We start from the raw sequence: 16,886 nt of genomic DNA on the forward strand, positions 1-16,886 counted from the left end.
CCGCGTCCTCCGACGGGCCCGCGCCAAGGGTCTAGCCAGCGCGCAGGCGCGCCGCTAAGGTCCGCGCGCGCGTGACCGCTGCCCCCCGTGTCGGAGAGAGCCAGGATGATCCCCCGTTACACCCGCCCCGAAATGGCCCGCATCTGGGAACCGGAGAACAAGTTCCGCATCTGGTTCGAGATCGAGGCGCACGCCTGCGACGCCCAGGCCGACCTCGGCATCATCCCGAAGGAGGCCGCCGCGGCGGTGTGGAAGCGCGGCAAGTGGGAGATCGAGCGGATCGACGCCATCGAACGGGAGACCCGCCACGACGTCATCGCCTTCCTCACCAACCTGGCCGAGCACGTGGGCCCGGAGGCACGCTTCGTCCACCAGGGCATGACCTCGTCGGACGTGCTCGACACCTGCCTGGCGGTGCAGCTGAAGCAGGCCGCCGACCTGCTGCTCGACGATCTCGACGCCCTGCTCGCGGTGCTCGAGCGGCGCGCCCGCGAGCACAAGGACACCGTCACCATCGGCCGCAGCCACGGCATCCACGCCGAGCCGACCACCTTCGGCCTGAAGCTCGCCGGCCACTACGCCGCCTTCGCCCGCGCCCGCGCCCGCCTCGTCCAGGCGCGCGAGGAGATCGCCACCTGCGCCATCTCCGGCGCGGTCGGCACCTTCGCCAACATCGATCCCCGCGTCGAGGTCCACGTCGCGGAGAAGCTCGGCCTGACGCCGGAGCCGGTCTCCACCCAGGTCATCCCGCGCGACCGCCACGCCTTCTACTTCTCGGTGCTGGGCGTCATCGCCTCGTCCATCGAGAACCTTGCCGTCGAGGTCCGCCATCTCCAGCGCACCGAGGTGCGCGAGGCCGAGGAGTACTTCCATCCCGGCCAGAAGGGCTCCTCGGCGATGCCACACAAGCGCAACCCGGTCCTGTCGGAGAACCTGACCGGACTGGCCCGGCTGGTGCGCGCCGCCGTCGTTCCCGCCCTGGAGAACGTGGCGCTCTGGCACGAGCGCGACATCTCCCACTCCTCGGTGGAGCGCGGCATCGGGCCGGACGCCACGGTGACCCTGGACTTCGCGCTGGTGCGCCTGACCGGCATGATGGACAAGCTGGTGGTCTATCCCGAGCGCATGAAGCGGAACCTGGAGGATCTCGGCGGCCTCGTCTTCTCCCAGCGCGTCCTGCTCGCCCTGACGCAGGCGGGCATGAGCCGCGAGGACGCCTACCTCGCGGTGCAGCGCAACGCCATGAAGGTGTGGGCCGAAGGGGGCAACCTGCTCGACCACCTCGGCGCCGACGACGAGGTCACCCGGCACATCTCCCGCGACGATCTCGCGCCGATGTTCAACCTGGCCTACCACACCAAGCACGTCGACACGGTCTTCCGGCGCGTCTTCGGGGCGTGATTCGCACTCCGCCCTGAATCGGCCGCCGCCCCACCGCCTCCGGCGCGCAGTTCTTGCACGAATGCACCAGGGTGCATAACACTCGCAGCAGGCAAACGCGTCGGGGGGAAGGGGCATGGGAAACGCACGTCATTTGTGTGCGCTGGCGGGCGGGCTGGCGCTGATCGGCATGGCCGCCGCGGCACGGGCCGAGGGCCTGCCGCCGCTCGACCTGCGCGACGGATTCGAGAGCGGCACGTTGGACAAGGGGCCGCTGCAGCCCTGCTACCGCCCGGAGAACGTCGAGGTGGACCAGCAGTCGGTCGTCCGGCTCGGCCGGTGGGCGGCGGAGATGACGGTCTTCCCGCCGCCGCTGACCGGTCCCGAGGCGGCGCGGCCGTCCGACACCTGCATCGATCCCGCCGACCCCAGCGCGCCCTTCGAGGACGACGGCACCGAGCGCGCCGAACTGTGGGAGCGCAAGGAGGTGCGCCTGCCCTTCGGGACCGAGGTGTGGTACGGCTTCAGCATGTTCGTCGGCGAGACGGTGCCGGCGGAGAACAGCGGCCGGCTCGTCATCGGCCAGTGGAAGCAGGGCGGCGGCAAGAGCCCCTTCGTGGCCCAGCGCTTCACCGACCGGAACTTCTCGGTGACCCTCCAGCAGGACGCCGCCGACGGCAACGAGTGCCGCATCCTGCTGGTCTACCAGAACGAGCCGCCGCCCCAGGCGGAAAGCGTCAACAGCGCCACCGGCCAGCCCTGCATGCAGGACATCTCGATCGAACGGTTCGGCCATCTGCCGAATCCGTTCGGGACGTGGACCGACATGGTCTACCGCATCAAGGCCTCGCCGGAGGGCAACGGCGTCGTCGAGGTGTGGGCCGGCGGCAAGCTGTACGGACGGGCCACGGGCCGCATCGGCTACCGGACCGAGCCGACGACCCAGTACTTCAAGTTCGGCCCCTACCGCGATCAGGAATCCTTTTCGACCACCACCTATCTCGACGCCTTCGCCCGCGGCGGCGACTACCGGACCGTGGCGATGGGCGGCGGCGACCGGCGCGTCATCATCGGCAGTTCGAAGTGAGCGGAACGCTCCGCCCTGCGCCGCACCGCCGGCGCGGGGCCGGGCGCGGGGCGCCCGGCAACGGCCGCCCTACTCGGTCTGCACCTGCTGGCGGGCGGTGGCGAGCAGGGCGTCCATCTCCTTCTCCACGCGGTGCTCGGAAATGTCGACGCCGCGCGTCCGCAGGTCGTCGAGCAGGCGGTCGCGGATGTCGTGCGGACCGGCGGTGCCGAAATCGGCCTCGACGATCTGCCGCGCGTAAGCATCGGCGTCGGCGCCGCTCAGGCCGAGGAGACTCGCCGCCCACAACCCGGCCAGCTTGTCGCGACGGGCCCTGATCCGGAACAACAGCTCCTGGTCGTGCTGGTACTTGTTCTCGAAGGCCTTCTCGCGCTCGTCGAAGGTCGTCATGGCGGACCGGACTCCTTGGCTTGGTTTGCGCTCCCAGATACAGCTTATATAGCCGGAACGTCGAGCGACGTCACCGCCCAGCCGTCCCGCCCCGTATGGCGAAGCCGGCGAGCGGCGGAATACCGGGAGAGGAGCGGAAAGGCAAGAATTCATGTGCAGCGTCATCATTCTCCGCCGTCCGGACGCGGCCTATCCCCTGATCCTCGGGGCGAACCGGGACGAGATGGCCGACCGCCCCTGGCGGCCGCCGGGCCGCCACTGGCCCGACCGGCCCAACGTGGTGGCCGGCCTCGACGAGACGGCCGGCGGCTCCTGGCTGGGGCTCAACGACGAGGGGGTGGCGGCGGCCGTGCTGAACCGCCCCGGGACGCTCGGCCCCGAGGCCGGCAAGCGCTCGCGCGGGGAGCTCGTGCTGGAGGCCCTGGACCACGCCGACGCCGGGGAGGCGGCCCTGGCGCTGGCCCAGCTCGACACCCGCGCCTACCGGCCCTTCAACCTGCTGGTGGCCGACAACCGGGACGCCTTCGTGGTGATCCACCGCGGCGACACCCCCCGCCACCGGCCCGAGGTCGCCACCCTGGGGACCGGCCTGCACATGCTGACCGCCTTCGATCCCGACGACACGGCCGACCCGCGGGTGCACCTGTACCTGCCGCTGTTCCGGAGCGCGCCGCCGCCGGACCCCGCGGAGCCGCACTGGGGCGGCTGGCCGGAGCTGCTGGGCAGCCGCATCTGGGAAGGGGACAGCCCGCGCGGCGCCATGGACTTCCGCCTGCCCACCGGCTTCGGCACATCGTCCAGCGCGCTCGTCGCGCTGCCCTCGGCGAACCGGCCCGACCTCGACGCGGTCTGGCACTTCGCCCCCGGCCGGCCGCACGAGACACCCTGGCGCCCCGTCCTCCCGGCGTGAGGATCGCCGCCGCCCGCGCCCGCGGCCGTCCCGTCCGGACGGTCCACGGCCGGCACCGGCGTTCCCCGCTCCCGGATCGGACGGGGCGAAAGCGACCGGGCGCGATCACCCCCCGCCGCGCCCACCCGCATTGTGTTCGCCGGTACGGCTTGCTATATCACTCTTCCGCACATTGACCGGACCGGCCCGCCCTGGCCGGTCCGCTGTAGTTTCGGACGACCACACATGAGCAGACGCCGGCGCATCTATGAAGGCAAAGCCAAGGTCCTTTTCGAGGGACCGGAGCCCGGCACGTTGGTGCAGTACTTCAAGGACGATGCCACCGCGTTCAACAACCAGAAGAAGGGCGTCATCACCGGCAAAGGGGTGCTGAACAACCGCATCTCCGAGTACCTGATGACCCGGCTGGGCGAGATCGGCGTGCCGACCCACTTCATGCGCCGTCTGAACATGCGTGAGCAGCTGATCCGCGAGGTCGAGATCATTCCCATCGAGGTGGTGGTGCGCAACGTCGCCGCCGGCTCGCTGTCGAAGCGCTTCGGCATCGCCGAAGGCACCCCCCTGCCCCGCTCCATCATCGAGTACCACTACAAGTCCGAGGAGCTCGGCAACCCGATGGTGTCGGAGGAGCACATCACCGCCTTCGGCTGGGCCGCCCCCCAGGACCTCGACGACATGGTGGCGCTCAGCCTGCGGGTGAACGACTACCTCTCGGGCCTGTTCCTCGGCATCGGCCTGCGGCTCGTCGACTTCAAGCTGGAGTTCGGCCGGCTGTGGGAGAACGACGAGATGCGCATCGTCCTGGCCGACGAGATCAGCCCCGACAATTGCCGTCTGTGGGACATCAAGACCAACGAGAAGCTGGACAAGGACCGCTTCCGCGAGGATCTCGGCAAGGTGGAGGAGGCCTACCAGGAGGTCGCCCGCCGCCTCGGCATCCTGCCCGAGGGCGGCCCCGTCGACGCCAAGGGCCCCAAGACCATCCAGTGATTTCCGAAGAAAGAACGCGATCCATGAAGGCCAAGGTCCACGTCACCCTGAAGCGCGGCGTCCTCGATCCCCAGGGCAAGGCCATCGAGCACGCCCTGCACACGCTGGGCTTCACCGGCGTCGACAACGTCCGCGCCGGCAAGGTCATCGAGCTCGACCTCGAGGCGACCGACACCGACTCCGCCCGCACCGAGGTGGAGGCCATGTGCAACAAGCTGCTGGCCAACACGGTGATCGAGGACTACGCCATCGAACTGGTGGCCTGAGGAACCGGCGCCGCCCCGCGTGTCGGTCGACCGCCTCGCCGCCCTCGACCCGATCTTCGCCGAGTGCCTGCGCGTCGGCGGGCCGATCCTGCGCGACTTCACGCGGCCGGCCGGCTTCCCCGGCCTGCTGCGCATCGTCATGGAGCAGCAGCTCTCCACCCGGGTGGCGCTCGCCCTGTGGGACAAGCTGCTGGCCCGCCTCGACCCGGTGACGCCCGAGGCGTTCCTGGCGCTCGACGACGACACCCTGCGCTCCTGCGGCTTCTCCCGCCAGAAGACCGGCTACGCCCGCGGCATCGCCGCGGCGGTGGTCTCCGGCGCGCTCGACGTCGACGCCGTGCACGCCCTGGACGACGAGGCGGCGATCGCCGCCCTCTCGCGCCTCAAGGGGATCGGCCGCTGGAGCGCCGAGATCTACCTGATGACGGCGCTCGACCGGCCCGACGTCTGGCCGGTGGACGATCTCGCCATCGCGCTCGGCGTGCAGCGCCTGAAGGGCTGGGCGGAACGCCCGAGCCGGGCGGCGCTGGTCGCCGTGGCGGAACCCTGGCGCCCCCACCGCAGCCTCGCCGCCCGCCTGGTCTGGCACCACTACGTCGCCCTGCAGGACCGACGCCGCACCGACGCCGTCAGCCGAGGCTGACCGCCAGCCGGCCGGCGACGTAGCGCAGCTCCGCCGGCAGCACCTGCCCCGCCGCCGCCGCGACGGGCCGCTCCAGGAACTGCACCGCCTGCAGCCAGTGCCGGCACTCCCCCTCCGGCCCGGTCGACACCGTGATCTCCTCGTCCACGTGCAGGTCGTACCAGAAGGCGACGGCGTGGACGGTGCCCGTCGCCGTCGCGGCGAAGGCGAAGCGCGCCACCGGCCCCGGGCGCGGCGGGTCGGCGAGGTCGAGGCGCGCCGCCGCCACCGGCTCGGCGAGACGGCGATGCGGCAGGTCGTTCAGGGACAGCGCGCTGTAGGCGAGGTTGCGGTGCTCCTCCAGGCGCGACAGGTCGAAGCCGCAGACCTCGCGGATCGGATGGGTCGCCGCCAGGGCCGCCGCCTCGATGGGCACGGCGCGGATGGTGGCGGCCGCCGGGATGACCCGGGCGCCGGGCTTCACCAGCTCGGCCATGGCGTGGCGGACGCTCGGCGCGTGCCCCTCCCCCAGCAGCCCGGCGTCGAGGATTTCCGACACCAGCACGTCGGCGCGCCCGGGCAGGTCGACGCCGAGGCGCAGTTCGCTGGACCGCTTGTGGTGGACGGTGACGCGGTCGGCATAGCCGTTGTCGGCGACGACGCCGCGCGCCACCGCCGCCAGCACGCCGGACAGCTCGCAGGTGTGCACCTCGCCGGCGCCGGCGCGCGCCGCGATCAGCGCCAGCAGGCCGGCGCCGGTGCCGATCTCCAGCACGCGGCACCCCGGTGTCACCGCCTTCTCGATGGCCCGCCGGTAGGCCTCGTTGCGGGCGCCATCGGCCAGCATGGTGAAGTGCCAGGCCGGGACCTGCTGGCTCGCCAGCAGGCGCAGGTCGAGGCGGGCCGCCTCGAAGTCCGGCCGCAGGACGAGGGCCCGGCGGCAGCCGACGACGGCGCGGCCCACCCGCTCCGCCTCCTTGTCGAGGGTCGCCAGCGCGTACCACGCCTCGGCGTCGCCCGGCTCCAGCGCCAGGGCGGTGCGGTAGCCCGCCGTCGCCGGCGCGGCCAGTCCGCGCTCCTGGAACAGGGCGGCGCGGTTGTAGTGGGCGGCGGCGCAGTCCGGAGCGTCGGCGATGAGGGCGGCGTAGGCCCGCTCCGCCGCATCGGGATGCCCGAGCTCGCCCCACAGGGCGGCCGCGGCGAGACGCGAGGAGAGCAGCCCCGGCTGCAGCGCCGCCGCCCGGGCGTGGGCGGCCAGCGCCGCCGGCCGGTCGCCCGGCGCCGCGGCGGTCAGGCCGAGGGCGTGCCACGTCCTGGCATCCGCCGGGTCGAGGCGGCAGGCGGTCTCCAGCGCGGCGCGGGCGCCGGCGACGTCGCCGACCGCCCGCAGAGCCAGCCCCAGTTCGCCCCAGCGCCCGGCGTCGACGGCCGCCAGCCGGGCCGCCCGGCGCAGCGCCGCCGCCGCCTCGAGCGGACGGCCGGCGGCCCGCAGGGCGTTGGCGAGGTTGGCGTGCGCGTCGGCGACCGCGCCGTCCACGGCGATGGCGCGGGCGATCAGGGCGATGGCGCGCCCGGTCCGGCCACGCTGCGCGTTCAGCACGCCGAGGTAATGCAGGGCATGGGGCTGGCCGGGCACGGCGTCGAGTATGCGGCCGTACAGGATCTCGGCTTCCTCCAGGCGGCCGGACGCGTGATGGCCCACCGCCAGCGCCAACGCCTCCTCCACCGTCGCCATGGTGGCCCGCCCCCGTCGATCCCGCCGCTCGCACCGACCTAGCACGGACGACGGCCGGCGGCCAGACCCGGTGCGGGCCCGCCGCGCCGGCTCAGCGCTTGGCGGCGGCCGGCACCCTCGTCCGGGGCTGCACGCGCTCGATCCCGCCGAAGGCGGTCGCCGCGCCGCGCGTTCCGTAGCCGCCGGCCGCCTGGCCCATGTGGATGCTGTCGCATTCCGGTGCGTCCGCCGGTGCCGCGCCGGGCGGCGGGGCCGTCCCGCCATGGGCGGTGCGGTCGATCAGCATCCGGATCCTGGGGGCCGCCGCCTCGTCGGCGCGCACCAGCAGCAGGGCGCCGCCGCCGGCGACGCCGTCGCGGTAGTTGCGCGCGTCGGCCTCGGCGACGCCCAGCTTGGCCAGGGTGTCGGCGAGTTCGTCGAGCTCAGACGGGGACGGCGCCGGCTCGCCGCCGGCGAAGTAGAGGTCGTCGCGCGGGACTCCGGCGCCCGCCAAGCCGTCAGCCACCCGGTTCGCCTCGTCCGGGCAGTCGAAGAGTGCAACGATGATGCTCGCCATCCGACACGAACTCCCCTTTTGTGGACGGACCACGTCAGAGCGCCCAGGCGGCCAGCGCGATCAGCAGCGCCACGATGAGCAGAGCCGCGACGCTGCCGCCGCTGAACCCCCACCCCTTCGGCGGAATGGTCGGGGCCAGCACCGGCGTGGTGTCCTCGGCGGAGCGGCCGTCGTCCGGCCCGCCGGCTCGCTGGTAGACGCCGTAGGGATGCGGCTGCCCGTGATCCTTCAAGGTGGCGTCGCGCACGTTTCCGGGCGCCCCGCCCGCGCGGTGGCTGTCGGCCATGGTGGCACGCTCCTGTCCGTCCGGTTGATCCGGGTTCAACAGGAGGCGTGTGGAAGCGGTTCCGGCGGCGCAGGGCGGCGCCGCCGGAGCGGATCAGGCGAACAGGAAGTCGTTCGCGCTCAGCGACGCGGGCTGGACGTCGATCAGGTCGATCAGGCCGCCTTCGCTGTAGGGGCCGTACACACGGTCCTGGGATGTTTCGTCGAAGACGTCGAGGTCGATGCGGCAGTCGTCGGCCGCCCCGTCGCCATCGGCGTCGACCGCCGAGAGGGTGCCCTGGATGGTCGGGAAGTCGGTCGCGAAGGCGCGCAGGTCGATGACGTCCTCGCCGCTCACGAGGTGCAGCCGGTCGTGTCCGCCGTGGAAGGCGATGACGAAGCGGTCCGCCCCGGCGCCGCCGATCAGCGTGTCGTCGCCGAAGCCGCCGGCCAGCGCGTCGCTGCCCGCCCCGCCGTCGAGCAGGTCGTTGCCGCCGGCCCCGTCGAGGTGGTCGTCGCCGCCGCCGCCGGACAGCGTGTCCGCGGCCACGTCGCCGAACAGGGCGTCGCCCTCCGCCGTTCCGGCGAGCGCCGTGCCGGGCGGCGGGTCGAGGTCGCGCAGATAATATTGCGTCTCCTCGCCGTCGATGAACAAGTTCGGGCCGGCGAAGAACGCGACGTGCCCGCCGTCGCCGGAGAAGACGGGCGTGCCGGCCGGGCCGTACCAGGGCCCGCCGTCGGGCCCGACGCTCAGCCGTGTCACGGCGCCGGAGTCGAGGTCCTTGAGGAACACGTCCGTGAAGCCGCTGGCGTCGCTCGGCACCAGGTCGTCGGCGGTCGACGCGAAGGCGACCGACCGGCCGTCGGGGGAGAACACGCCGTCCTCGCCGCCCGCCACCTCGCTGCCGTCCTCCCGGGTGGAGACCCGGGTCACCGCACCGGTCTCCAGGTCCTTGACGAACACGTCGCGCCAGCCGTTGGTGTCGCCGGCCACCAGGTTGGTGGCGTGGCTGGTCAGCAGGACGTAGCGGCCGTCGGCCGAGATGTCGGTGGCGTAGCTCTGCCCGTCCCCTTCCGAGCCGTCGGCCGCCGTGCTGACGCGCCGCACCTCGCCGGTCTGCAGGTCCTTGATGAAGGCATCGGTCTGCCCGTTGGTGTCGTCCGCCACCAGGTTGGTCGCCGAGCTGGCGAAGACCACGAAACGCCCGTCCGCCGAGAGCAGGGGCGTGCCGCTGCTGCCGTCGGCCTCGCCTCCGTCGGCGGTCGTGCTGACCCGGGTGGTGGCACCGGTGTCCATGTCCTTGACGAAGATGTCGGACACGCCGTTGGTGTCACCGCCGACGAGATTGCTTGCCACGCTTGCGAACGCGAGGGTGTGGCCGTCGGCCGACAGGAAGGGCATGGCGGCGTTGCCGTCCGCCGGGGTGCCGTCGGGCGCCGTGTCGAGGCGCACGAGGTCGCCGGTCTGCATGTCCTTGTGGAACAGGTTGCGCACATCGTCGTCGTCGCCGGCGACCAGGCCCGGCGCCGTGCTGTCGAACACGACGTGCCGGCCGTCGGCGGAGATCGCCACGCCGCCCCCGAACCCCTCGGTGTCGCCGCCACCCACGGGCACGTCGATCCGCACGTGCTCGCCGGTGTCGCGGTCCTTCCAGAAGACGCGGCAGTCGCCGTAGGCGTCGGTCATGTAGGCGACGTAGCGCGCGTCGTGCGACAGCGCGATGTCGGCGAGGTACGGCCCGACTTCGCTGACCTGCTCGACGACCGGCGGAGCCGGCGGCGCCTGCCCGACGAGAAGGCCGCCGTCCGTGAACACCAGCCGTTCCATGTTCCGCACCACGTCGGTGCCGTCGTCGCCGTCGCTGCCGGGGTCGATGTCGCGGACGGTGACGCCGCCGTCCGGGTTCGACCGGATGTCGTAGCCGGTCCGATCGCCGGCGAACACCACCCGGTCGGTGCCGTCCCCGCCGTCGATGGTGTCGTCGCCGGCGCCGGCGACGAAGCGGTCGTGGCCGGTGCCGCCGTCCATCAGATCGTCGCCGGCGCCGCCGTCGAGCGAGTCGCGCCCGTCACCGCCGTGCAGGTAGTCCGCGGCCGCGGTCCCGTCGACACCGTCGTCCCCCGCGCCGCCAAGGGCGACCTCGAAGCTCCGATCCGTGAAGACGAAGCGCTCGAAGCCGACCAGCGTGTCCTCGCCCGAGCCGGCCCAGCCCGGGCGGTCCGGATTGACGCAGCGCACGACGACCCGACCGTCCTCGACGTCGAACTGGTACAGACTGGAGCGGTAGTCGAACACCGCCTCGTCGGTTCCCTCCCCGCCGGCCAGGCTGTCGTCCCCCAGGGCGCCCCACAAGGTGTCGTCGCCGTCGCCGCTCGAGATGGTGTCGTCGCCGCCGTCGCCGTACAGGAGGTCGCCGGCTTCGCTCCCGCCGAGGGCGTCGGCGGCGTCCCCACCGGCGAAGACGAGAAAGCCGACGTCGGCGAAGACCAGCCTCTCGACCCCCACCAGCGTGTCCTGGCCGTCGTCGTCGGTGCCGTTGAAATCGACGTCCCGGACGACGGTCCGTCCGTCCTCGAAGGAGATTTCGTACCCGTCGCGCGCTCCGGCGAACACCACTCGGTCGACGCCCTCGCCGCCGAAGAAGAGGTCGCTGCCCGCGCCGGCGACGAAGCGGTCGACGCCGTCGCCGCCGGCCACGATGTCGCTGCCGGCCCCGGCGTCGATCGAATCGCTGCCGCCGCCCGCCATCAGGAAATCGGCGTCCGCGGTCCCGGCAAGCGCGTCGTCCTCATCGCTGCCGGAGACGATCAGGAAGGCGTGATCGCTGAAGACGAGGCGTTCGACGCCGACCAGGGTGTCCGCGCCCTCGACGCTGGACCAACTGAGCAGGTCCTCGACGACGATGCGGTCGCCGTCGACCGTGATGTCGTAGGCCGACCGCCGGTCGGCGAAGATCACCCGGTCGATATAGTCGCCGCCGTCGATGCTGTCGTTGCCCTCGCCGGCGACGAAGCGGTCGGCACCGCCACCGCCGATCATGGTGTCGTCGCCCGCCCCGCCCTCGAAGGAATCGTTGCCGCTGGTCCCGGACAGGAGGTCGTTTCCGGACGTGCCCGATAAGGTCGCCATGGCGCTCGTTCCCGCTGCCGTGAATTTATGCAAAACAATACCGGTCACGGGCCCCCGTACATTCCGGCAAGCGAAGTAAGCGCCATGACCCTCCCGTTCCGCGCGCGCGTTGGCCCCTTTGCACCTCCCGCGCTGCAGCATCATCGATCTGCGGCGCCAAAACGGGGAGCACCGGCCCTGCCGGCGCCCCTTCCGAGGTACCTGGCGGCGGGGCATCGCCAGCCCGGTGCATTGAATTCCGTCAGCCGCCCTCCACCATACCTGGTGCGAAGAGCGTGCTGTGCGATAACGTGCCGCAGGAGGCCGCTTCCGAAACGGCAGCGCGATTCATGGACCGGACCTCAGACTTGAAGAAGACCGACATCGCGGCGGCGTGGCAGGGACTGGCCAACTGCAAGGGCTGCGGCGTGCGCGACCTGGCGCTGTTCGCCGATCTGACCGAAACCGACTTCGGCCTGATCCATCTGCCCATCGACGAGCTGATGGTGGCGAGCGGCAGCGCCCTCTATCACATCGGCGACGAGCCGACCGCCGTGTTCACCGTGCGCTCCGGCCTGGTCAAGCTCGTCCAGTACCTGCCGAGCGGCGGCCAGCGCATCGTCCGTCTGCTGCGGCGCGGCGACACCGCCGGCCTCGAGGCGGTGCTGGGCCAGCCCTACCAGCACAGCGCCATCGCCGTGCGCCCCGTGCTGACCTGCCGGATTCCGCGCGCCGTCATCCAGCGCCTGTCCGACGAGACGCCCCGCCTGCACCGGCAGCTCATGAACCGCTGGCAGAAGGCGGTGGAGCGGGCCGACGCCTTCCTGGTGGAGCTGGGGACCGGCACGGCGCGGGCCCGCGTGGCCCGCCTGTTCCTCACCCTGGTGGCGGAAGGGGACGACGAGTGCGACCTGTTCGGCCGCGAGGACGTCGGCGCCATGCTGGGCATCACCACCGAGACGGCCAGCCGCATGGTGGCGGAGCTGAAGCGCCAGGGCTTGGTGACCGAGCTCCGCCCCAACCGCTTCCGCTGCGACCTCGACGCCCTGCGCGACATCGCCGACGAGGGGTGACCGCCTACGCCGCGTCCGCCTATCCCGCGTCCGCCAAGCCGCGCCCCGCCTCGGCGACGGGCGGCGCGGCGGCGGTGCGCAGGCGGACGCGCCAGCGCGCCAGCGCGTCCGGCCCGGCGGCGGCGCCCGGGACCAGCACCACCGGCAGGACCCGACGCCCCTCGGTCAGGCACACCAAACCGCCCGGCGGCGCCGCGCCGAGCACGCGCAAGCTGCCCATGGCGCCGGCGAGGAGGACCGCCCGCGCCGTGTCGCCGCCGCTCAGCACCAGCGCCCCGGCCCGCGGCAGCTGGTCGCGGACGAATCGGCCGAGCGCCACCGCGCGAGCGTGCTCGTCGCCCGCTTCCTCGCCGGCGCCGCGAGGCGCGGCGGCGAGGACCACGTCGACGCCACCGCTCAGCGCCTCGCGCAATGCCTGCTCGGCGTGACCCCACTCGGCGCTGCCGGGGCCGAGGCGCAGCACCGGTCCGGGCACCTCCAGGCGATGCCCCGGCGCGGCCCCGGCGGCGACCCCCATCACGGCGAGAACCGGGTCGGCCGGCGTCGGCAGAGCGGGCAACACGGCGCCCGGAACGGCCAGCCCCAGCGCGGCGGGAAGGTGGCGGACCAGCCCCGTCCCGCCCAGCCACACCGCGGAGGCGCCGCACAGCGCGGCGCCGTGCGCCAGCGTGGCCAGCGCCGCGTCATCGGCCGCCCCGCACACCACCGCGTCGGCGTCCGCCGCGGCGACGGCCAGCCGCCGGCGCACCGCGTCGGCCCCCGCTCCGGCGGTCTCCGCCTCGAGCGTCGCGACGCGCAGCCCCGCCTCCTGCAGCGCCCGCCGCCAGACCGCCGTCGGCACCGGCGTGCCGCGTTCCGGCCAGGCCGGCGCCGCCAGGAGCAGCGGGCGGCCGGCACCGTTGCGCGCGGCGGTGTCGCGGATCGCCGCCGCTTCGGCGGCCGTCGCGGCGCCCGGCTCCGGGCCGACGAAGCGGACCAGGGTGGTGCCGGTGCTACGCAGGCGCTGCACCGCCTCGGACGCGAGGAGACCGGCCGCCGCCGGCGCCAGCCGGCCGGTGTCGAGGTCGACCACCACCGCGGAAGTCTCCGGCCGGTCGGCCCGGGGAGAGAGCAGCAGACCGGTCGGCACGCCGGTCCCGGTGAACGCCAGCGCGGCATCGACCGCACCGGCGAGGGTGTCCGTCAGGACAAGGATCTGCGCCATCTCCCCCCTTTGCGCGCGTCTCGGACAGCAACTCTCCAACACCGGTCGGCGGCGTTCGTCGCGCCGTCACACCGGCGGCAGGCGCTCCTCGACGCGGTAGCCGGCATGGACGATGGCGTCGCGCACCGCCGCCTCGTCGGCATGGCCCTCGACCAGCACCTCGCCGCGGCCGACGTCGACCAGCGTGCGCTCCACCGCCGGCAGTTCCTCCACCGCCCGGCTGACGCGGTGCGCGCAGTCGCCGCACGTCATCCCGGACACCCTGAATCGCAGCATGGTCTCACCCTTTCCGTGACGGTTCGCTCCGGGAGCAACAGCCCGCGCGCCCCGGAGGTCCACGGCGACGGTCCCGGCGGGCCGGCGGCGGGGGCGCGACAGATCGTCTCTTGACCGCCGTCAAGGCTCGACCGTGGCCGCCGCTGGGAGCATGCTCGCCGCCGCGCGCCGGCCGGCCGAAGCCGCCGCACCGCTCTAAATTGAAATGTTTAGAGCAAGATTCACGCTTTTGGCCGGATCTGCCAAAAGCGCTCTTGCTCTAGCTGGAGGACCACGCCGAGCATGCCCGAAGGCCACCGCAGTCCCGCCGCGGACGACCGCGTCCGCCGTCTCGAAACGCACCTCGCCGGGCTGGCGCTGCGTGCCGCCGGCCGCCTCGGCACGGCGTGCACCGCTCCGGTGCTGGACCATGTGCTCGACGCGCTGGCCCGCACCCACCCGCGCGCCGTGGCGGCGCTGCGGGAGCTGCCGGCCGGCGGCGTGCTGATCGACCCGGTCGACCAGCCGGTCGCCGTGCTCCTCACCGTCGGGCCCCGGCCGCGCCTGCGGCTGGCGAGGCGCGAGACGCAGGCCGAGGCGGCGATCCGCGGGCCCCTGCCGGCGCTGCTCGACCTGCTGGAAGGGCGGATCGACGGCGACGCCCTGTTCTTCCGCCGCACGTTGCGCATCGAAGGCGACACCGCCCTGGTGGTGGCCCTGCGCAACGCCCTGGACGGCGAGGAGATCGACCTGGTGGGCGACGTCGCCGCCGCCGCCGGGCCGCTGCGCCACGCCGTGCCGCGGCTGCGCCGCGAGGCGGCGCGGCTGCTCGGCGCCCTCGACGGCGCGCGCGGCCTGCTGCTGGCCCCCGTGCTGGCCCGCCTCGACGCGCTGGAGCGCCGCGTCAACACGCGTCCGGGACGGGAGGCGTGACGGTGAGCGGATTCGAGCTGATCTGCCCGGCCGGCACGCCCGCCGCCCTGCGCGCGGCCGTCGATGCCGGCGCCGACGCCGTCTACTGCGGCTTCCGCGACGACACAAACGCCCGCAACTTCCCCGGCCTCAACTTCTCGCGCGACGAGCTGGCGGCCGGCATCGCCTACGCCCACGGCCGCGGCTGCCGGGTGTTCGTCGCCATCAACACCTACCCCGCCGCCGGCAACCCCGGCCCCTGGCACCGCGCCGTCGACGACGCCGCGCGCCTGGGCGCCGACGCGGCGATCCTCGCCGACCTCGGCCTGCTGCACTACGCCGCCGCCACCCATCCGGCGCTGCGCCTGCACCTCTCGGTGCAGGCCTCGGCGGCCAACCCGGAATCGGTGCGCCTGTTCGTCGAGGAGTTCGGGGTGCAGCGGGTCGTGCTGCCGCGCGTCCTCACGGTCGCCGACATCCGTGGCCTGACCGCCGCGACCGGCGTGGAGGTGGAGGTCTTCGTCTTCGGCGGCCTGTGCCCGATGGCGGAAGGGCGCTGTTCGCTGTCCTCCTACGCCACCGGCCTGTCGCCCAACAAGCAGGGTGTGTGCTCGCCCGCCAGCCACGTGCGCTACGAGCCGCGCGGCGACGCGCTGGTCTCGCGCCTCGGCGGCTTCACCGTGAACGTCTTCGCCGCCGACGAGCCGGCCGGCTACCCCACCCTGTGCAAGGGCCGCTTCGCCGCCCATGGCCGGGCCTCCTACCTGTTCGAGGAGCCGACCAGCCTCAACGCGCTCCACCTCCTGCCGGATCTGAAGGCGGCCGGGGTGAGCGCCCTGAAGATCGAGGGACGGCAGCGCGGCAAGGCCTACATCGCCGCCGTGGTGTCGGCCTACCGCCAGGCCATCGACGCCTTCGCCCGCGACGGCCGCGTGCCGGATCTCGACCTCGACGCGATGATCGAGGGAGCCCGCGACACCGCCGGCGCCTACCAGCGGTCCTGGCGGTGAGAGGAATTCTGCCCATGTCCCCCCGCCCCCTGCTGACGCTCGGACCGGTGCTGTTCAACTGGCCCGCCGCCACGGTGCGCGACTTCTACGCCCGCATCGCCGACGAGGCGCCGGTCGACCTCGTCCATCTCGGCGAGATCGTCTGCTCCAAGCGCGCCCCCTTCCTCGACGAGGTGCTGCCCGAGGCGGCCGAGCGGCTGGCCGCCGCCGGCAAGCGCGTGGTCTTCTCCACCCCCATCCTCGTCACCACCGAGCGCGAGCGCGCCGCCGTGCGCGCCCTGGTGGAGAGCGACGGCCTGGAGATCGAGGCCAACGACCTCGGCGCCGTCGCCCAGCTCGCCGGCCGGCCGCATGCCGTCGGCCCCTTCGTCAACGTCTACAACGAGGCGACGCTGCGCTGGCTGGCCGGGCGCGGCGCCACCGCCGTCTCCCTGTCGGCGGAGCTGCCCCGGGGTTCGGTGGCGGCCCTGGCGGCGGAGGCCGGCCGCCTCGGCGTCGCCGTCGAGGTGCAGGTGTTCGGGCGGGCGCCGCTCGCCATCTCGGCGCGCTGCTACCACGCCCGCGCCCACCGCCTGCACAAGGACGGCTGCCAGTTCGTGTGCGGCCAGGACGCCGACGGCCTGGCGGTGGAGACCCTGGACGGCCAGCCCTTCCTCGCCGTCAACGGCACCCAGACCCTGTCGCACGCCTATCTCGGCCTGGCCGAGGAGGTGCCGGCGCTGCTGGCGGCCGGCGTCGGGCGCCTGCGCCTGTCGCCCCACGCCACCGACATGGTGCGGGTGGCCGAGGCGTTCCGGGACCTGCTCGACGGCCGTCGATCCGGCGCCGCGGTGGCCGAGGAGATCGCCGCCCTGGTCGCCCCGGCGCCCCTGTCCAACGGCTTCTTCCACGACCGCCCGGGGGCCGAACGGCTGGCCGGCGTGCCGGCGTGACCGCCGGCCCCACCTCGGCAGGAGGCCGGCGGGCCCGGCTGGCGGCGGCTGTGACCGTCGCCGCTGGGTCCATTCGTCGCATTGCGCCGCAGCGCGATTGGGTGTGAGTTTCATTTGCAGACCGCCCCCTGGCGGCCCGTCCAGAGTTTCCGACACACCTTGACGCACCCGACGCCGCCCCGCGGCACCGG

General features: G+C 73.4%; 17 protein-coding genes. 10 read left to right on the forward strand and 7 right to left on the reverse strand.

The features are described from left to right. Positions 1-105: 105 nt before the first annotated feature. A complete protein-coding gene (purB, locus tag ACSBPG_RS06415; protein ID WP_435536299.1) occupies positions 106-1,401 on the forward strand; it encodes an adenylosuccinate lyase in 1,296 nt (431 codons plus the stop codon). 115 nt (positions 1,402-1,516) lie between these two features. Beyond that, the gene (locus ACSBPG_RS06420) at positions 1,517-2,467 is read left to right on the forward strand and encodes a heparin lyase I family protein (protein ID WP_435536300.1); all 951 of its coding nucleotides are present in this window, start codon (positions 1,517-1,519) and stop codon (positions 2,465-2,467) included. 69 nt (positions 2,468-2,536) lie between these two features. Here the strand turns inward: ACSBPG_RS06420 and ACSBPG_RS06425 are convergent, their stop codons facing one another. Beyond that, positions 2,537-2,857, reverse strand: coding sequence for a DUF1476 domain-containing protein (locus tag ACSBPG_RS06425; protein WP_435536301.1), 321 nt, complete (start codon positions 2,855-2,857; stop codon positions 2,537-2,539). A 151-nt stretch (positions 2,858-3,008) separates the two neighbouring features. Here ACSBPG_RS06425 and ACSBPG_RS06430 point away from each other — a divergent pair, with 151 nt between their 5' ends. The 4 genes from ACSBPG_RS06430 (at position 3,009) to ACSBPG_RS06445 (ending at position 5,666) form a co-directional block, all read left to right on the forward strand. Beyond that, a complete protein-coding gene (locus ACSBPG_RS06430; protein WP_435536302.1) occupies positions 3,009-3,767 on the forward strand; it encodes an NRDE family protein in 759 nt (252 codons plus the stop codon). Between the two features lie 225 nt (positions 3,768-3,992). Beyond that, positions 3,993-4,757: a phosphoribosylaminoimidazolesuccinocarboxamide synthase gene (gene purC, locus ACSBPG_RS06435; RefSeq protein ID WP_435536303.1), complete on the forward strand. Its 765-nt coding sequence runs from the start codon at positions 3,993-3,995 to the stop codon at positions 4,755-4,757. 23 nt (positions 4,758-4,780) lie between these two features. Then, entirely contained in the window at positions 4,781-5,023 is a 243-nt protein-coding gene (gene purS, locus ACSBPG_RS06440; RefSeq protein WP_435536304.1) for a phosphoribosylformylglycinamidine synthase subunit PurS, read from the forward strand. Positions 5,024-5,042: 19 nt separating this feature from the next. Further along, positions 5,043-5,666 carry a DNA-3-methyladenine glycosylase family protein gene (locus ACSBPG_RS06445; RefSeq protein WP_435536305.1) on the forward strand — a complete coding sequence of 208 codons (624 nt, stop codon included), beginning with the start codon at positions 5,043-5,045 and terminating at the stop codon, positions 5,664-5,666. On the opposite strand, the gene ACSBPG_RS06450 is transcribed toward ACSBPG_RS06445, so the two are convergent. From ACSBPG_RS06450 to ACSBPG_RS06465, 4 genes are all read right to left on the reverse strand, one after another. Next, positions 5,653-7,380, reverse strand: a complete 1,728-nt coding sequence (locus ACSBPG_RS06450) for a tetratricopeptide repeat protein (protein ID WP_435536306.1) — start codon at positions 7,378-7,380, stop codon at positions 5,653-5,655. The two genes, ACSBPG_RS06445 and ACSBPG_RS06450, sit on opposite strands and share 14 nt — an antisense overlap. 91 nt (positions 7,381-7,471) lie before the next feature. Beyond that, the gene (locus ACSBPG_RS06455; protein ID WP_435536307.1) at positions 7,472-7,936 is read right to left on the reverse strand and encodes a hypothetical protein; all 465 of its coding nucleotides are present in this window, start codon (positions 7,934-7,936) and stop codon (positions 7,472-7,474) included. A gap of 34 nt (positions 7,937-7,970) precedes the next feature. Continuing rightward, the gene (locus ACSBPG_RS06460; protein ID WP_435536308.1) at positions 7,971-8,222 is read right to left on the reverse strand and encodes a hypothetical protein; all 252 of its coding nucleotides are present in this window, start codon (positions 8,220-8,222) and stop codon (positions 7,971-7,973) included. Between the two features lie 93 nt (positions 8,223-8,315). Then, positions 8,316-11,330, reverse strand: coding sequence for a hypothetical protein (locus ACSBPG_RS06465; RefSeq protein WP_435536309.1), 3,015 nt, complete (start codon positions 11,328-11,330; stop codon positions 8,316-8,318). 347 nt (positions 11,331-11,677) lie between these two features. On the opposite strand from ACSBPG_RS06465, the gene ACSBPG_RS06470 reads away from it, so the two are divergent. Beyond that, on the forward strand, positions 11,678-12,382 hold the full coding sequence (locus ACSBPG_RS06470; RefSeq protein ID WP_435536310.1) for a Crp/Fnr family transcriptional regulator: 705 nt from the start codon (positions 11,678-11,680) through the stop codon (positions 12,380-12,382). 19 nt (positions 12,383-12,401) lie between these two features. On the opposite strand, the gene ACSBPG_RS06475 is transcribed toward ACSBPG_RS06470, so the two are convergent. Together ACSBPG_RS06475 and ACSBPG_RS06480 are read right to left on the reverse strand one after the other, a co-directional pair. Then, a complete protein-coding gene (locus tag ACSBPG_RS06475; RefSeq protein ID WP_435536311.1) occupies positions 12,402-13,586 on the reverse strand; it encodes a four-carbon acid sugar kinase family protein in 1,185 nt (394 codons plus the stop codon). 66 nt (positions 13,587-13,652) lie between these two features. After that, a complete protein-coding gene (locus ACSBPG_RS06480) occupies positions 13,653-13,862 on the reverse strand; it encodes a heavy-metal-associated domain-containing protein (protein ID WP_435536312.1) in 210 nt (69 codons plus the stop codon). Positions 13,863-14,144: 282 nt separating this feature from the next. Between ACSBPG_RS06480 and ubiT the strand changes: the two genes are divergently transcribed. From ubiT to ubiV, 3 genes are read left to right on the forward strand one after another with little or no spacing between them, the layout of a single operon-like run. Next, the gene (gene ubiT / locus ACSBPG_RS06485) at positions 14,145-14,774 is read left to right on the forward strand and encodes a ubiquinone anaerobic biosynthesis accessory factor UbiT (RefSeq protein WP_435536313.1); all 630 of its coding nucleotides are present in this window, start codon (positions 14,145-14,147) and stop codon (positions 14,772-14,774) included. Positions 14,775-14,776: 2 nt separating this feature from the next. Then, on the forward strand, positions 14,777-15,763 hold the full coding sequence (gene ubiU, locus ACSBPG_RS06490; RefSeq protein ID WP_435536314.1) for a ubiquinone anaerobic biosynthesis protein UbiU: 987 nt from the start codon (positions 14,777-14,779) through the stop codon (positions 15,761-15,763). A gap of 14 nt (positions 15,764-15,777) precedes the next feature. After that, a complete protein-coding gene (gene ubiV, locus ACSBPG_RS06495) occupies positions 15,778-16,695 on the forward strand; it encodes a ubiquinone anaerobic biosynthesis protein UbiV (protein WP_435536315.1) in 918 nt (305 codons plus the stop codon). Positions 16,696-16,886 lie beyond the last annotated feature (191 nt).

It is taken from the genome of Azospirillum sp. ST 5-10 (assembly GCF_051225715.1).
GTDB lineage: Bacteria > Pseudomonadota > Alphaproteobacteria > Azospirillales > Azospirillaceae > Azospirillum.

Excerpts from the sequence above, each read along its gene's own strand:
- ACSBPG_RS06480 (WP_435536312.1), bottom strand. The coding sequence starts at position 13,862 with ATGCTGCGATTCAGGGTGTCCGGGATGACGTGCGGCGACTGCGCGCAC.
- ACSBPG_RS06430 (WP_435536302.1), top strand. The coding sequence starts at position 3,009 with ATGTGCAGCGTCATCATTCTCCGCCGTCCGGACGCGGCCTATCCCCTG.
- ubiT (WP_435536313.1), top strand. The coding sequence starts at position 14,145 with ATGCCCGAAGGCCACCGCAGTCCCGCCGCGGACGACCGCGTCCGCCGT.
- ACSBPG_RS06450 (WP_435536306.1), bottom strand. The coding sequence starts at position 7,380 with ATGGCGACGGTGGAGGAGGCGTTGGCGCTGGCGGTGGGCCATCACGCG.
- purC (WP_435536303.1), top strand. The coding sequence starts at position 3,993 with ATGAGCAGACGCCGGCGCATCTATGAAGGCAAAGCCAAGGTCCTTTTC.
- ACSBPG_RS06475 (WP_435536311.1), bottom strand. The coding sequence starts at position 13,586 with ATGGCGCAGATCCTTGTCCTGACGGACACCCTCGCCGGTGCGGTCGAT.
- ubiV (WP_435536315.1), top strand. The coding sequence starts at position 15,778 with ATGTCCCCCCGCCCCCTGCTGACGCTCGGACCGGTGCTGTTCAACTGG.
- ACSBPG_RS06420 (WP_435536300.1), top strand. The coding sequence starts at position 1,517 with ATGGGAAACGCACGTCATTTGTGTGCGCTGGCGGGCGGGCTGGCGCTG.
- ACSBPG_RS06425 (WP_435536301.1), bottom strand. The coding sequence starts at position 2,857 with ATGACGACCTTCGACGAGCGCGAGAAGGCCTTCGAGAACAAGTACCAG.
- purS (WP_435536304.1), top strand. The coding sequence starts at position 4,781 with ATGAAGGCCAAGGTCCACGTCACCCTGAAGCGCGGCGTCCTCGATCCC.
- purB (WP_435536299.1), top strand. The coding sequence starts at position 106 with ATGATCCCCCGTTACACCCGCCCCGAAATGGCCCGCATCTGGGAACCG.
- ACSBPG_RS06455 (WP_435536307.1), bottom strand. The coding sequence starts at position 7,936 with ATGGCGAGCATCATCGTTGCACTCTTCGACTGCCCGGACGAGGCGAAC.
- ACSBPG_RS06460 (WP_435536308.1), bottom strand. The coding sequence starts at position 8,222 with ATGGCCGACAGCCACCGCGCGGGCGGGGCGCCCGGAAACGTGCGCGAC.
- ACSBPG_RS06465 (WP_435536309.1), bottom strand. The coding sequence starts at position 11,330 with ATGGCGACCTTATCGGGCACGTCCGGAAACGACCTCCTGTCCGGGACC.